The following is a 14,142-nucleotide window of genomic DNA, read 5'->3' as shown; positions in this document are numbered from 1 at the left end:
GGCGGATAGCCCGTGTGTCGCTGCTTATCGGTCATGTGGCGGCAGGGGGAGGGGATTTCACCGACGTCAGGTAGTGCACGAAGTCATCCGGCGCCACGGCTTTGCTGAAGTAGTAGCCCTGGCCTTCCTCGCACTGATGGGCCTTGAGGAAATCCAGTTGTTCGAGGGTTTCCACCCCTTCGGCGATGATGGTCAGTTTCAGGCTCTTGCCCAGGCTGATGATGGCGCTGACCAGCGCTGCGTCGTTGATGTCACGGCTCAGGCCACGAATGAACGACTGATCGATTTTCAGCACGTCGATGGGAAAACGCCGCAGGTAACTCAGGCTGGAATAACCGGTGCCGAAGTCGTCGATGGCAAGCCGCACCCCCATGGCCTTGATCCGGTTCAGGGCGGTGACCGTGGCATCGACGTTCTGCATCAGCACGCCTTCGGTGATTTCCAGCTCCAGCAATGACGGGTCCAGACCGGTTTGTTTCAGGACCTGTTCAATGCCTTCGACAAAGCCTCGTTGGCGAAAGTCGATGGCCGACACATTCACCGACATGCACAGCCTCGGCAGCCCCGCCGCCTGCCAGGCGCAGGCTTGCCGACAGGCCTGGGCCAGCACCCATTTGCTCAACGGTACGATCAAGCCGCTGTCTTCGGCCACGCCAATGAAGTCCGACGGGTAGACCCAGCCATGCCCCGGTTTCTGCCAGCGAATCAAGGCCTCTGCGCCGACTACCTCACCGGTGCCCAGGTCGAGCTTGGGCTGGTAATGCAGGACAAATTCGTCCCGCTCCAATGCCAGGCGAATGCCCGACTCGATGGTCTGCTGGTCCCGGGCGCGCTGGTTCATTTCTTCAATGAAGAAGCGGAAGTCGTTGGGGCCGCTTTCCTTGACGTGACGCATCGCGGTTTCGGCTTTCTTGATCAGCGCGATCGCATCGAAGCCATCATCGGGGTAGATGCTGATGCCCAGGCTGGCGGTTACGCTCAGGTCATGGCCGGCGATGTGCTGGGTCGTGCCAATGGCGTTCAAGAGTTTTTCGGCGATGCCTTTGGTCTGCTGGGGATGGCGGATGTCAGCGAGGATCACCACGAACTCATCAGCGCCGTAGCGAAACACCGAATCGGATTCGCGCACCGTGGACACCAGGTTTTGCCCGACCCGTTTGAGCATCTCGTCACCGGCCGGATGGCCCAGGGCATTGTTGATGCGCTTGAAGCGATCAAGACCCAGGAACATCACCGCCAGCTGCTTGTCATGGCGGCGCGACAACGCCAGGGACTGGTTCAGTCGATCTCCGAGCAACGTGCTGTTGGGCAGCTCGGTCAGTACGTCGTATTGCAACAGGTGGGACACCTTGAGCAGTTCGTGGACCCGCGCCTCGATGGTTTGCTCCAGGCTTTGCACTTTTGTCTCCGCGTCCTGGGTCATCTGCCATTTCCAGGTCAGGGCGCTGGCCATCTGGCGGATTTCCAGACTGTCGAAGGGTTTTTTCAACACCAGTAACTGGTCGCCGAACTCCAGCCGTTCAGCCATGTCCTCCCAGCTGTAATCCGAATAGGCGGTGCACAGCGCGATTTGCAGGTGCGGGTCGATCTTCCAGAGCTGTTCGATGGTTTCCAGCCCGTCCCAACCCGGCGGCATGCGCATGTCGGTGAACGCCATGGCGTAGGGGCGACCTTCGGCCTGGGCCCGCTGGACCAGCTCAAGGGCTTCCTGGCCCTGGTAGGCGGAATCGAGCTGGAAGGTCAGCCGGGCCGGTTGTTGCGTGCCGAACAGCGCCTCTTCCGTGCCGGCCAGGGTCTGCTCATCTTCAGAGTCAGGGCCGAGGATCTTGCGAAAATCCTCATGAATCGAAGGCGTGTCGTCGATGATCAGGATGCGCCGGTTGGTCCGGACGGACGACGTTTTCATCACTTGTCCTCCGTGGCGTGCGGGTTGTCCAGGATCGGTCCGTGGCTTGCGGGCACGATGCTGCCGGCTTTGAGCAACTGGGCGGCTTGTTGGCTGCTGACCGCTTTACTGAAAAAGTAACCCTGTGCGTTCATTGGCGAGCCTGTGGCCATCAGCGAACTACGCTGTTCCTGGGTTTCGACACCTTCGGCGATGATTCCGATCCCTACTTCTCGAGCGAAATTGATGATTGCGCGCAACGTGTTGGCACTTGCCGGGTCGCGGGCAGCGGTGTCGATGAAAGCCTGGGCGAGTTTCAGGTGATTGACCTGGTAGGTCTTGAGGTAGTCGAACGAGGAGTATTCGGTGCCGAAGTCGTCGATGGCGATCTTCACCCCCAGCTCGCGCAGGCGTGGCAGCACGTCGTTGTGGGTCCATTTGGTCTGGGCCAAGGTGGCTTCGGTGACATCGAAGCGCAGGTCCCAGGCGCACAATTCCCAGCGCGCGGTGGTGCGCAGTACGTCATAGATCAGTTCGGGCCCGCTTTTCAGTTGGGCCAGGGACAGTTTGATGGCAATCACCGGGGGCGCCATGCCTTCGTCGCGCCACAGACGCATTTGCTGGCAGGCGCGATCCAGCACCCAGTGCCCGAGGGGGATGATGGCGCCGGTTTTTTCCGCGGCCGGCAGGAACGCCGATGCTTCCAGCAAGCCGCGCTCGGGGTGGTTCCAGCAGACCTGGGCTTCCATGCCGAGGATCTTGCCGCTGCTCAGGTCGACTTCCGGCCAGTATCTGAGTTCGAGTTCTTCATGGTCGATGGCCGTGCGCAGTTCGCTGGCGATGGTCATGCGCTCGACCACCTCCTGATTGATCTCCTCGGAGTGGAAGTGATACTGATTGCGGCCCTTTTCCTTGGAGCGATACAGCGCCATGTCAGCCTGGCTGAGCAAGCCGTCGGCGCTGGTGATGCGCGGCGAATAGCTGCTGATGCCGATGCTGACCGACACCCGCACATCATTGCCGGCCAGGGAGTAGGGCAGCACCAGTGCATCGCGGACCTTGGCCGCCAGGGACGCAGACTGGGTCGGGTCGCTGACGTCCAGTTGCAGGATGGCAAACTCGTCGCCGCCGAGGCGGGCGACCACGTCGTTTTCGCGCACACAGGCTTTGATGCGCCGGGCCACTTCCTGCAGCAACAGATCGCCCACCGGATGACCGAGGGTATCGTTGATGCGTTTGAAGTGGTCAAGGTCCAGGTAGAACATCGCGAACGGTGTTGCACCCCGGCGCGCAGCGGCGAAGGCCTGATGCAGGCGCTCGATCAAGGTGGCACGGTTGGCCAGCCCCGTCAGCCCGTCGGTGCGGGCCAGCAGGGCGATTTTCTCCTCGGCGACCTTGCGTTCAGTGACGTCGATGATGATGCCTTCGACTTCCAGTAAACGTCCTTCGGCGTCTCGCACCGGAATATAGCGGTTTTCGACCCAGCGCCAGGCACCGTCGCCGGTGCGCATCCGAAACTCGATGGACGCGCCGCCCGCATGGCGATCCAGCACTCGGGCCATGGCCGTGTCGACTTTCGGCTGGTCGTCGGGATGGATCAACTCCCGGGCCCAGTTGGCCGAGGCGACCAGATTCGCCGCGACATGACCGTACTTGGTGATGTTGTGGGAGATGTACATCAGCGGAAACGACGGTTCGCCCCGCAGGCGATACAGAATGGTCGGGCTGTTCTGCACGATGATGTTGGCGTCGGACAGCTCCCGGGTGCGTTCTTCCACGGCCTGTTCCAGCAACGACATCTTCAGTTCGGCGTCTTCGGTCATTTGCCATTTGGCGGTCAGGGCGCTGGCCAGCTGACGGATTTCGATGGCATCGAATGGTTTTTTCAGGATCAGCAGGCGATCGCCCAGTTCCAGGCGTTCATCGATGTCTTCCCAGGAATAGTCGGAATAAGCGGTACAGAGCGCCACTTGCAGCTTGGGATCGACCTGCCACAGCCGTTCGATGGTTTCCAGGCCGTCCCAGCCCGGCGGCATGCGCATGTCGATGAAAGCCATCGCATAGGGCAGGTCGTTGGCCAGCGCTCGTTCAACCTTGTCCAGTGCTTCCAGCCCCTGAAACGCCGAATCGAGCATGAAACTTTGCAGGGTTGCCGTCGCTTGCGTCCCGAACAGGGCTTTTTCGGCGCTGATCAGGTCGTCGTCTTCGGGCGATGGCGGGCTGAGGATCTTGATGAAGTCCGCATGAATAGACGCGGTGTCGTCGACGATAAGTATCCGACGGTTGGTTCGTGCCAGCAGCGTATTCATAGGCATACGCCGGGAGCGGTGGCAATGTGGTGGTGCGGTGTGCTCATAGGGGCATCCTTTCCCTGATCACGTGGCCAAGCGCATAAAGTGGATCCGAGTGAACTGAGCATAGTCGCCTGTGCAGCACTTCGCCCGGTCGCCTGAAACGAATCATTTCCAGGGGCGTCGCTGGAAATCATCTAGCCTGTAGCTCAGGCAGCGCCAGAAACGGAATGTTCTGGCTGATGATTGACGCGACGACGCCCGTTTTGCTTGAGGTAATGCCATGGAAGAGCAACTCCCCACTACTTTTGCCGATAAACCCACGATTCTGCTGGTCGACGACGAGGAGTCTATCCTCAACAGTCTGCGCCGGCTCTTGCGCGGCCAGCCCTACGAAGTATTGCTGGCCACCAGCGGGGAGCAAGCCCTGGATATCATGGCGAAACAGCCCGTCGACCTGGTGATGAGCGATGCGCGCATGCCTAACATGGACGGCGCCACGCTGCTGGCGCACATTCACCAGCGCCATCCCGACACGCTGCGCATTTTGCTGACCGGTTATGCCGACCTGACGATGATCGTCAAAGCAATCAACGACGGGCAGATTGACCGATACATCAGCAAACCCTGGCACGATGAGGAATTGCTGCTGACGTTGCGACAATCCCTCGCCTACCAGCGTTCCGAGCGCGAACGCCTGCATCTGGTGCAGGAGACCTGGGAGCAAAACGAAGAATTGAGGTTGCTCAACGCGACCCTGGAGAAACACGTTGCGTCCCGCACCGCCGAGCTGCAGCAGACCGCCGACATGCTCGACCTGGCCTACGAAGAGCTCAAACACAGCTATGTCACCGGCACCGAGGTGTTCTCGCTGCTGGCCAACCTGCGTTTGCCACCGGCCAAGCAGACGAACCGGCAGATCATCGAACTGGTGCGGGTGTACTGCAAACTCCATGGCGTGGACGAGGGCAGTACCCGCGACCTGACCATGGCCGCGGCGCTTTACAACATCGGCAAGCTGAGCTGGACCGACAGCATGATGACCGCGCCTGCGGATTTGCTGCACCACAACGATCAGGAACGCTATCGCGGTTATCCGAAGCAGAGCGAATCGTTGCTGATGACCCTCGATCCGATGAAGGATGCGGCGCGCCTGATCCTTCACCACCAGGAGCGCTGGGATGGCACCGGTTTCCCCGACCGGCTCAAGGGCGAGGCGATTCCGCTCGGGGCGCGGTGGCTGAAACTGGCGGTGGATTTCATCGAGTTGCAGCGTGGGCTGATCCTTGAGCGCCAGATGAACAGCGATGAAGCCCTGGTCTATATCCGCCAGTACGCCGGTCGTCTCTACGATCCTGATCTGGTGGAGGACTTCATTCAGGTCTGCGCCGCCTACCAGAGCGATGTGTCACTGGCCGATCCGACGGTCAAGGTACTGACCACCCGGGACCTGGCGACCGGCATGATTCTGGCGCGCAACCTCAATGCCGATAACGGCATGCTGTTGCTCAATGCGGGGAAGGTGCTGAGCGGGCCGCTGGTGGAGAAACTGATCGCGTTCGAGGCGATGGAAGGGGCGAAATACAGCGTTTTTGTGAAAGTGCCGGATGAGGTGGAAGCCGCAATCCTCGAAGCGCCGCTGGTGGTTCAAACTCAGCCCTGATCCCCCTTTGGAAGACTCAACACTGACCCCTGTGGGAGCGAGCCTGCTCGCGAAGACGGCCTGACATTCACCATGGATGTCGACTGAAAGACCGCTATCGCGAGCAGGCTCGCTCCCACAAAGGGCTAGATCGCTATTTTCCCCCGTGACGCCGGCGCGACACCCATGTGATCCTTTGCGCCTTTCACTCAAGGCACACTCAGATCCATGACACTTTCATCCGCCCCTTCCCCCCGCATCATCCGCATCGCCGCCGCCCTGCTGATCGGCCCTGACGGTCGCACGCTGTTGGTCCGCAAACGCGGCACCGAAGCCTTCATGCAACCCGGCGGCAAGATCGAGGCCCATGAACAACCGGTTCACGCCCTGGCCCGTGAGCTGGAAGAAGAGCTTGGACTGGTCATCGACCCCGCGCACGCCACCTACCTGGGGCCCTTTTCGGCACCGGCGGCCAACGAGCCGGGTTTTGTCGTCCAGGCTGAACTCTTTCAGCTGACCATCGATTCAGACGTCTCGCCCGCCGCGGAGATTGAAGAGGTCCGCTGGATCGATCCGGCCACCGACGGCGATCTCTCGCTGGCGCCATTGACACGGGACCTGATCCTGCCGTTTTATCGAGCTTCGCTGACTGCGATCGCCTGATCATCCACGGACTAGGACTGCCCCATGATCCCACTTCAAGACTTGCTGATTTTCGCCGCTGCCGCGTTGCTGATGGTGCTGACGCCGGGGCCGAACATGATCTACCTGATCTCCCGTTCGATCTGCCAGGGGCGCAAGGCCGGCGTGACTTCGTTGCTCGGCGTGGTGGCAGGATTCTTCGTGCACTTGTTCGCCGCTGCGGCCGGTTTGACCGCGGTCTTTCTGGCCGTGCCGATGGCCTACGAAGTGTTGAAATGGGCGGGCGCGCTGTATCTGTTGTGGCTGGCGTGGCAGGCGGTCAAACCCGGCGCACGTTCACCCTTCGAAGCGCAGCAGTTGCCGCCGGACTCGTCGCGCAAACTGATCACCATGGGGTTTCTCACCAGCGCGCTGAACCCGAAGATCGCGGTGTTTTACCTGTCGGTGTTTCCACAGTTCATCACGCCTGAGCATGGCTCGGTGTTCACCCAGAGCATCGTGCTGGGCCTGACCCAGATCAGCGTCAGTTTCTGCGTCAACCTGCTGATCGCGATCTTCGCGGCAGGCATCGCGTCGTGGTTCGTCAACAACCCGACCTGGCTGGCGCTGCAGCGTTATTTCATGGGGTTTGTCCTGTCCGCGCTGGCGGTGCGGCTGATGCTTGAGCAACGACGGACGGCCTGATCATGTGGATTGAACGACTGGATGCCAGCCATGCGCTGGACTATCGGGCGCTGATGCTGGAAGCCTACGACCTGCACCCGCAGGCCTTCACTTCGAGTGTGCGCGAACGCGCAACAATGCCGCTGAGTTGGTGGGAGTCGCGCCTGACCAGCAAGCTGGATGTGGTGTTCGGGGCGTTCGAGGACGGCGCGTTGTCAGGCATCGTCGGCCTGGCCTTCGAACCCCGGGAAAAGGCCCGGCACAAGGCGACGCTGTTTGGCATGTATGTGTCCGGCAAAGTCCGGCAGCGCGGGTTGGGTCAGCAACTGGTGCAAGCCGCGCTGGATGAAGCGCAGAACCATAAAGGCCTGCGGCTGATCCAGCTGACCGTCACCGCCGGCAATGAGGCGGCGTTCAACCTGTACCAGCGTTGCGGCTTCGTACAGTTCGGCCTCGAACCCATGGCGGTGCGCGTCGGCGAAGACTACTTCGACAAAATCCACATGTGGCGCGAGCTCTAAACCCACCACAAACCCCTGTAGGAGCGAGGCTTGCCCGCGAAGGCGTCGTGACAGTCGATATCTACTTGGCTGATACACCGCTTTCGCGGGCAAGCCTCGCTCCTACAGCGGTTGCGGTGTGTCAGCGGACTGCGCTGACGCCGTCGAGTGTCGAGAACGATGTGTCCTTGGCCGTCAGCAAGAAGTCGCGCATGTACGGCGCATCCAGCATGTCCGCACGAATCCCCGCATACAGCGTCGCAAACAATCCTTTCTCGCCCAGCCGCTTGGCCTTCACGTAACCCCGCGAGCTGTATTCATGCAGCGCCCAATGGGGCATGCCGCAGACGCCGCGTCCGCTGGCGACCAACTGCATCATCATCACCGTCAGTTCCGAGGTGCGGACCTGCGCCGGTTCGATGTCGGCCGGTTCCAGGAAACGGGTGAAGATGTCCAGCCGGTCGCGTTCCACCGGGTAGGTGATCAGCGTTTCCGTGAGCAGGTCTTCCGGCACGATGTAGGCTTTGTTCGCCAAACGGTGCTGATTGGCCACCGCGAGCATCGCTTCATAGGTGAACAACGGCACGTAGGTGATCCCGGCCAGTTCCAGCGGATCGGAGGTCACCACCAAATCCAGATCGCCACGGGCCAGGGCCGGCAGCGGCGCGAAGGAGAAGCCCGAAGCCAGGTCCAGCTCGACTTCCGGCCAGGCATCGCGGAACTGATCGATGGTCGGCATCAGCCACTGGAAGCAACTGTGGCACTCGATTGCCATGTGCAAACGGCCCGCGGTGCCGCCCGCCAACCGCGCGATATCGCGTTCGGCACCGCGCAGCAGCGGCAGGGTGGCGTCGGCCAGTTGCAGCAGGCGCAACCCGGCGCTGGTGAACCGCACCGGTTTGGTCTTGCGCACGAACAACGGCATGCCCATGCGCTCCTCCAGTTCCTTGAACTGGTGGGACAGGGCCGATTGGGTCAGGTGCAGACGGTCGGCGGCATCGACCAGGCTGTCGGCTTCGCGCAAGGCGTGCAGGGTCTTCAGGTGGCGGATTTCAAGCACCGGGGGCTCCATGAGGAAAACTTGTGATCAACACGAAAAGGTTGAGTTTGTCTCATGTTGGGTTGGCTGTCGACAATAGCGCCATCTTTTACAGGGAGAAATTCACCATGGCTCTGGCCCACACACTTGGTTTTCCGCGCATCGGCGCTGACCGCGAACTGAAAAAAGCCCTCGAATCCTACTGGAAGGGCGACCTCGATCAGGACGCGCTGAAAAGCGTCGGCCGCCAACTGCGCGCCACCCACTGGCAGTTGCAGAAAGACGCCGGCATCGACCTGCTGCCCGTCGGCGACTTCGCCTGGTACGACCAGGTGCTGACCCATTCCCTGACCTTCGGCGTGATCCCCGAGCGTTTCGACAGCGCCAAGGATGCGCGCGGCCTGCCGACCCTCGACACCCTGTTCGCCATGGCCCGAGGCGCCACGACGGCCTGCTGCGGTGGCGAACACACCCAGGCCCAATATGCCCAGGAGCTGACCAAGTGGTTCGACACCAACTACCACTACCTGGTCCCGGAATTCACAGCTGACCAACAGTTCAAACTGAGCTGGGAACAGTTGTTCGACGAGGTCGACGAAGCCAAGGCCCTTGGCCACAACGTCAAACCCGTCATCATCGGCCCGCTGACTTACCTGTGGCTGGGCAAGGCCAAAGGCAACGACTTCGACAAGCTCGACCTGCTCGAACGCCTGCTGCCGATCTACGGTGAAATCCTCGGCCGCCTCGCCGCCCAAGGCGTGGAATGGGTGCAGATCGACGAACCGATCCTGACCCTCGACCTGCCACAAGCCTGGAAAAACGCCTTCGAGCGCGCTTACCACATCCTTCAATACTCGCCGCTGAAAAAGCTCGTGGCGACCTACTTCAGTGGCCTGGAAGACAACCTCGGCCTGGCAGTCGGCCTGCCGGTGCAAGGCCTGCACATCGACGCAGTGCGGGCGCCGGATCAACTCGGTCAGGTGCTGGACCGTCTGCCGACCTACAAGATTCTTTCGGTGGGCCTGGTCAACGGTCGCAACGTCTGGCGTTGCGAACTGGAGCAAGTGCTCGCGCAACTGCAACCGGCGCAAGAGCGCTTTGGCGACAACCTGTGGGTCAGCAGTTCCTGCTCGCTGCTGCACAGCCCGGTGGACCTGGAACGGGAAGACAAACTCGATCCTGAACTGAAAAGCTGGCTGGCCTTCGCCGTGCAGAAGTGCGGTGAAATCGCCGTGCTGCGCGATGCCCTGAACGACCCGCAATCGCCCAAAGTACAAGCGGCTCTGGCCCAGAGCCGAGTGATTCAGACGAGCCGCGCCGAGTCGCCGCGTATCCATAAAGCCCACGTGCAGGCACGCATCAATGCGATCAGCGCAGCGGACAGCCAACGTCACTCGCCGTTCGCCAAACGCATCGAGCAGCAACGCGCTCGGCTGAAACTGCCGGCATTCCCGACCACCACCATCGGCTCGTTTCCGCAGACCGGTTCGATCCGTCTGGCCCGCCAGGCGTTCAAGCAAGGCAAGCTGTCGGCCAACGATTACACCGACGCCATGCACAGCGAAATCCGTCACGCCGTGCAAGTCCAGGAACGCCTGGGCCTGGACGTGCTGGTGCACGGTGAAGCCGAGCGCAACGACATGGTCGAGTACTTCGCCGAGCAACTGGACGGCTACCTGTTCACCCGTTTCGGCTGGGTGCAGAGCTACGGTTCGCGCTGCGTCAAACCGGCGATCATCTACGGCGACCTGAGCCGTCCGAACGCCATGACCGTCGACTGGATCACCTATGCGCAAAGCCTGACCGACAAGGTCATGAAAGGCATGCTCACCGGTCCCGTGACCATGCTGATGTGGTCGTTCCCGCGCGAAGACGTCTCGCGCAAAATCCAGGCGCAGCAGTTGGCGTTGGCCCTGCGTGATGAAGTGGTCGACCTGGAAAGTGCCGGCATCAAGATCGTGCAGATCGACGAAGCCGCGTTCCGCGAAGGCTTGCCGCTGCGTCGGGCGCAATGGCAGGAATACCTGGACTGGGCGGTGGAAGCGTTCCGCTTGAGCGCCTCCGGTGTGCGCGACGAAACCCAGATCCATACCCACATGTGCTACAGCGAATTCAACGACGTGATCGAGTCCATCGCGGCGATGGATGCCGACGTGATCACCATCGAAACCTCGCGATCGGACATGGAATTGCTGGAAGCCTTCGAAGCGTTCGACTACCCGAACGACATCGGCCCGGGCGTCTACGACATCCATTCGCCACGGGTGCCGGACACGGCTGAGATGGTCAAGTTGATGAGCAAAGCCGTGAAGCGCATTCCGGCCGAGCGGTTGTGGGTGAACCCGGATTGCGGGCTGAAGACCCGGGCGTGGCCGGAGACCGAGGCGGCGTTGGTCAATATGGTGGCGGCGGCAAGGCAGTTGCGCAGTCAGTTGGCTTAGCCGATGTAGCGTCTGTTCGGACGCCATCGCGAGCAGGCTCGCTCCCACATTGGATCTAGGTCGATCACAAATATTGTGTACGACATCGATCCTGTGGGAGTGAGCCTGCTCGCGATGAACGATAACGCGGTCCCGAAAATGACCGCTCGGCAATCTTCATCAAACTGTCATGTAACTGTGGCAGCGCGCTTGATCAAACTTCATCAGACTCGCGCTCTACTGGGGTTCTGCGTTTCGGTGTTTTTTCATGCGTGCATTCATTTTTTTGGCCTTGCTGTTGTTTGGCCTGCCGTCTTTGGCGGCGTCTCGTTGCGATGTCAATGTTCCCACCCAACAGGCCGATCTGGCGCAGGTGAGCCTGGCGTACCAGAGCATCGGCCGTGCGTCCGACCCGGCGTTGTTGCTGGTGATGGGCCTGGGCGGGCAGTTGATTCACTGGCCTGACGAGGTGGTGGTCGCGCTGTGTCAGCAGGGTTTTAGGGTGATTCGTTATGACAATCGCGACGTCGGCCTCTCGACCTGGCGGCAAACGCCCGCCGACGCCAACCTGACCTTCGAAGTGCTGCGCTACAAACTCGGTCTGCCGGTGGCGGCGCCGTACACCTTGACCGACATGGCGGACGACGCCTTTGGCCTGATGGATGCGTTGAAGGTTGAGCAGTTTCACGTCTTGGGCGCGAGTATGGGCGGGATGATTGCCCAGCACATGGCGGCGATGGCGCCGCAACGGGTCGAGAGCCTGACCCTGATCATGACCAGTTCCGGGGCCGAAGGCTTGCCGGCGCCGAGTGCGGCGTTGGTGCAGCTGTTGTCGCGGCGCAGCGCGCCGAATCGCGAAGTGGCGCTGGAACAGCAGGCCGATTTGCTGGCAGCGCTGGGCAGCCCGACCGTCAGTGATGATCGGCAAGCGTTGCTGCATCAGGCGGCGCTGTCCTATGACCGGGCGTTCAACCCGGAGGGCGTGAAGCGCCAGATCATGGCGATCCTCGCCGAGCGCAGTCGTGTGGCGCTGCTTAATCAGTTGCGCGTGCCGACGCTGGTGGTTCACGGCACGGCGGATCCGCTGTTGCCGGTGATGCATGGCGTCCATCTGGCGGCGCATATTCGTGGCAGTCAGTTGAAGCTGATTCCGGGGTTGGCGCATCGGTTCCAGGAGGCGTTCAAGGCGCCGTTGCTGGCGGCGGTGTTGCCGTATTTGCAGGCCCACCGCGAAGACACTTCGCATTGGGCACAGATCGATCCGGTGCCCACTCCGAACCTCCTGTAGTACCCAGTACCAATGTGGGAGCGAGCCTGCTCGCGATGGCTGTGTGTCAGTCAACATCAATGCTGAATGTCACACCGCCATCGCGAGCAGGCTCGCTCCCACAGTTGGATCTTCTTCGTTAGTGGAACCTTGTCAGCCAATCAGGTCGCGGCGCTTGGTGGAACGAAGTTATCCAGCATCCGGTTCACCGCCAGTTCACCCAGCATGACGGACTGCTGAATGCCGAGCACAGTGTTGCGCTGCGGGCCTTCCAGCAACCCGGCGAAATCACTCAGCATCACGCTCGCTGACGCCAGGGATTCGCAGGCGTTGGCCAGCAGGGTTTCTTGATCGATGTCGGGGGCGATGGTGTAGATGGTGCTGGGTTTGCGTGGGGTGTCTTTGGGAATGACCGGTTTGAGGTAGAAATCGAGGGCGCGGTCGGCGGCTTCGTTGAGTTTTTTGGAGTCCGGGGTTTCGTAGGGGGAGACGTCGTCGGTTTCCGGTGGGTTCGGAGTAATTTTGAACATGGGGTATTTTTCCTAATAGTAGAGCCGCAACCTGTCTCGCTACTAAACGGAGGGGTGGCAGCTGTGCGCAAGTTAGTAGACCGGTAAAATACGCCCAAAACCCGGCGCGCCCGAGGGCGCCATGCGCACAGCTACCATCAAGTGCAGGTGAAAACCTGACGGGATGACACTTGTGCAACCGTAAGCGTATTAGCCGGGCTACTAAACCCGATCACTGGGAATCAGTGACACGAACCAAGTTACCGACGGCCACCCGGGCGCACAAGCCAGCGGATTCTGACGTTGTTGTAGGCGACGGCGCAAGGCGCTGTAGCTTTCAGGAAGTAACCTTAAACAGAACTAAACACCCCCTCCCAAACACCCCCGATCCCTGTAGGAGTGAGCCTGCTCGCGATGGCGGTGTATCAGTCAACATCAATGTTGAATGTCAGACCGCAATCGCGAGCAGGCTCGCTCCTACAAGGGACCTGCGCGCGCCAGTCTTCGGGTGTATTGTTCCAACTTTCCGCGCGATCCAAGCCTGCGAGGTGAATGATGAGTACCCCCCTGAAAATCGATTTCGTCAGCGACGTGTCCTGCCCATGGTGCGTGGTCGGTCTGTATGGCCTGACCCGGGCCCTGGATTTGCTGGGCGATGAGGTCCAGGCCGAGATCCGTTTCCAGCCGTTCGAACTGAACCCGAAAATGGGGCCGAAAGGGCAGAACATCACCGAACACATCACTGAAAAGTACGGCTCGACCCCGGAGCAGTCGCAGAAGAACCGCGAGATGATCCGCGCCCGTGGGGCCGAGGTCGGGTTCGCGTTTCGCACTGATGGCAACAGCCGCATCTACAACACCTTTGATGCGCATCGGTTGTTGTTTTGGGCGGGGTTGGAAGGGTTGCAGTTCAATCTGAAGGAAGCGCTGTTCAAGGCGTATTTCACTGAGGGCGGCAATCCGTCGGATCACAAGCAGTTGGCGCTGATGGCTGAAAGCGTGGGGCTGGATCGGCAGCGGGCGGAGGCGATTCTGGCGTCCGATGAATTCGCCACAGAGGTGCTCAAAGAAGAGAAGTTGTGGCTGGCGCGCGGGGTGAGTTCGGTGCCGACGGTGGTGTTCAACGGGCAGTACGCGGTGACGGGCGGGCAGCCGGTCGAAACCTTTGTCGGGGCGATTCGGCAGATCATGAGCGAATCGAAGGGCGGGACCGTGAGCTAATTACCGGGAGTGTTTCTGTGGCGAGGGAGCTTGCTCCCGCTGGGCTGCGAAACGGCCCCAATG

The 14,142-nt window shown here is 60.9% G+C and carries 11 protein-coding genes; 7 read left to right on the top strand and 4 right to left on the bottom strand.

What is annotated here, in order from left to right; all coding sequences use genetic code 11:
• Positions 1-31 precede the first annotated feature (31 nt).
• Both JIO00_RS23435 and JIO00_RS23430 read right to left on the bottom strand, forming a co-directional pair.
• Entirely contained in the window at positions 32-1,906 is a 1,875-nt protein-coding gene (locus tag JIO00_RS23435) for a putative bifunctional diguanylate cyclase/phosphodiesterase (protein WP_083375836.1), read from the bottom strand.
• Positions 1,906-4,200, bottom strand: a complete 2,295-nt coding sequence (locus tag JIO00_RS23430; RefSeq protein WP_154912501.1) for a putative bifunctional diguanylate cyclase/phosphodiesterase — start codon at positions 4,198-4,200, stop codon at positions 1,906-1,908. Before JIO00_RS23430 ends, JIO00_RS23435 begins: the two co-directional genes overlap by 1 nt.
• Before the next feature lie 259 nt (positions 4,201-4,459).
• On the opposite strand from JIO00_RS23430, the gene JIO00_RS23425 reads away from it, so the two are divergent.
• The 4 genes from JIO00_RS23425 to JIO00_RS23410 all read left to right on the top strand — a co-directional run bounded on the left by JIO00_RS23425 (position 4,460) and on the right by JIO00_RS23410 (position 7,644).
• Positions 4,460-5,839, top strand: coding sequence for an HD domain-containing phosphohydrolase (locus JIO00_RS23425; RefSeq protein ID WP_200666920.1), 1,380 nt, complete (start codon positions 4,460-4,462; stop codon positions 5,837-5,839).
• Positions 5,840-6,046: 207 nt separating this feature from the next.
• Positions 6,047-6,481, top strand: a complete 435-nt coding sequence (locus tag JIO00_RS23420) for an NUDIX hydrolase (protein ID WP_200666919.1) — start codon at positions 6,047-6,049, stop codon at positions 6,479-6,481.
• Positions 6,482-6,505: 24 nt separating this feature from the next.
• Entirely contained in the window at positions 6,506-7,144 is a 639-nt protein-coding gene (locus tag JIO00_RS23415; protein ID WP_010457727.1) for a LysE family translocator, read from the top strand.
• A gap of 2 nt (positions 7,145-7,146) precedes the next feature.
• Positions 7,147-7,644 carry a GNAT family N-acetyltransferase gene (locus tag JIO00_RS23410; protein ID WP_010457726.1) on the top strand — a complete coding sequence of 166 codons (498 nt, stop codon included), beginning with the start codon at positions 7,147-7,149 and terminating at the stop codon, positions 7,642-7,644.
• Between the two features lie 121 nt (positions 7,645-7,765).
• Here JIO00_RS23410 and metR read toward each other — a convergent pair whose 3' ends face one another.
• Entirely contained in the window at positions 7,766-8,683 is a 918-nt protein-coding gene (gene metR, locus JIO00_RS23405; RefSeq protein WP_010457725.1) for a transcriptional regulator MetR, read from the bottom strand.
• A gap of 107 nt (positions 8,684-8,790) precedes the next feature.
• Here metR and metE point away from each other — a divergent pair, with 107 nt between their 5' ends.
• The gene (gene metE, locus JIO00_RS23400; protein ID WP_200666918.1) at positions 8,791-11,103 is read left to right on the top strand and encodes a 5-methyltetrahydropteroyltriglutamate--homocysteine S-methyltransferase; all 2,313 of its coding nucleotides are present in this window, start codon (positions 8,791-8,793) and stop codon (positions 11,101-11,103) included.
• Between the two features lie 247 nt (positions 11,104-11,350).
• A complete protein-coding gene (locus JIO00_RS23395) occupies positions 11,351-12,370 on the top strand; it encodes an alpha/beta fold hydrolase (RefSeq protein ID WP_010457723.1) in 1,020 nt (339 codons plus the stop codon).
• 140 nt (positions 12,371-12,510) lie between these two features.
• Here JIO00_RS23395 and JIO00_RS23390 read toward each other — a convergent pair whose 3' ends face one another.
• The gene (locus tag JIO00_RS23390) at positions 12,511-12,879 is read right to left on the bottom strand and encodes a DUF6124 family protein (RefSeq protein WP_010457721.1); all 369 of its coding nucleotides are present in this window, start codon (positions 12,877-12,879) and stop codon (positions 12,511-12,513) included.
• Positions 12,880-13,413: 534 nt separating this feature from the next.
• Here JIO00_RS23390 and JIO00_RS23385 point away from each other — a divergent pair.
• Positions 13,414-14,079, top strand: a complete 666-nt coding sequence (locus JIO00_RS23385) for a DsbA family oxidoreductase (protein WP_200666917.1) — start codon at positions 13,414-13,416, stop codon at positions 14,077-14,079.
• The last annotated feature ends 63 nt before the right edge of the window (positions 14,080-14,142 follow it).

It is taken from the genome of Pseudomonas sp. SW-3, from assembly GCF_016615645.1.
Classification (GTDB): Bacteria; Pseudomonadota; Gammaproteobacteria; order Pseudomonadales; family Pseudomonadaceae; genus Aquipseudomonas; species Aquipseudomonas mandelii.
This window is presented reverse-complemented; position numbering and strand designations above follow the sequence as displayed.

Coding starts and splice junctions, on each gene's coding strand:
- JIO00_RS23435 (WP_083375836.1), bottom strand. CDS start 1,906: ATGAAAACGTCGTCCGTCCGGACCAACCGGCGCATCCTGATCATCGAC.
- JIO00_RS23430 (WP_154912501.1), bottom strand. CDS start 4,200: ATGCCTATGAATACGCTGCTGGCACGAACCAACCGTCGGATACTTATC.
- JIO00_RS23425 (WP_200666920.1), top strand. CDS start 4,460: ATGGAAGAGCAACTCCCCACTACTTTTGCCGATAAACCCACGATTCTG.
- JIO00_RS23420 (WP_200666919.1), top strand. CDS start 6,047: ATGACACTTTCATCCGCCCCTTCCCCCCGCATCATCCGCATCGCCGCC.
- JIO00_RS23415 (WP_010457727.1), top strand. CDS start 6,506: ATGATCCCACTTCAAGACTTGCTGATTTTCGCCGCTGCCGCGTTGCTG.
- JIO00_RS23410 (WP_010457726.1), top strand. CDS start 7,147: ATGTGGATTGAACGACTGGATGCCAGCCATGCGCTGGACTATCGGGCG.
- metE (WP_200666918.1), top strand. CDS start 8,791: ATGGCTCTGGCCCACACACTTGGTTTTCCGCGCATCGGCGCTGACCGC.
- JIO00_RS23395 (WP_010457723.1), top strand. CDS start 11,351: ATGCGTGCATTCATTTTTTTGGCCTTGCTGTTGTTTGGCCTGCCGTCT.
- JIO00_RS23390 (WP_010457721.1), bottom strand. CDS start 12,879: ATGTTCAAAATTACTCCGAACCCACCGGAAACCGACGACGTCTCCCCC.
- JIO00_RS23385 (WP_200666917.1), top strand. CDS start 13,414: ATGAGTACCCCCCTGAAAATCGATTTCGTCAGCGACGTGTCCTGCCCA.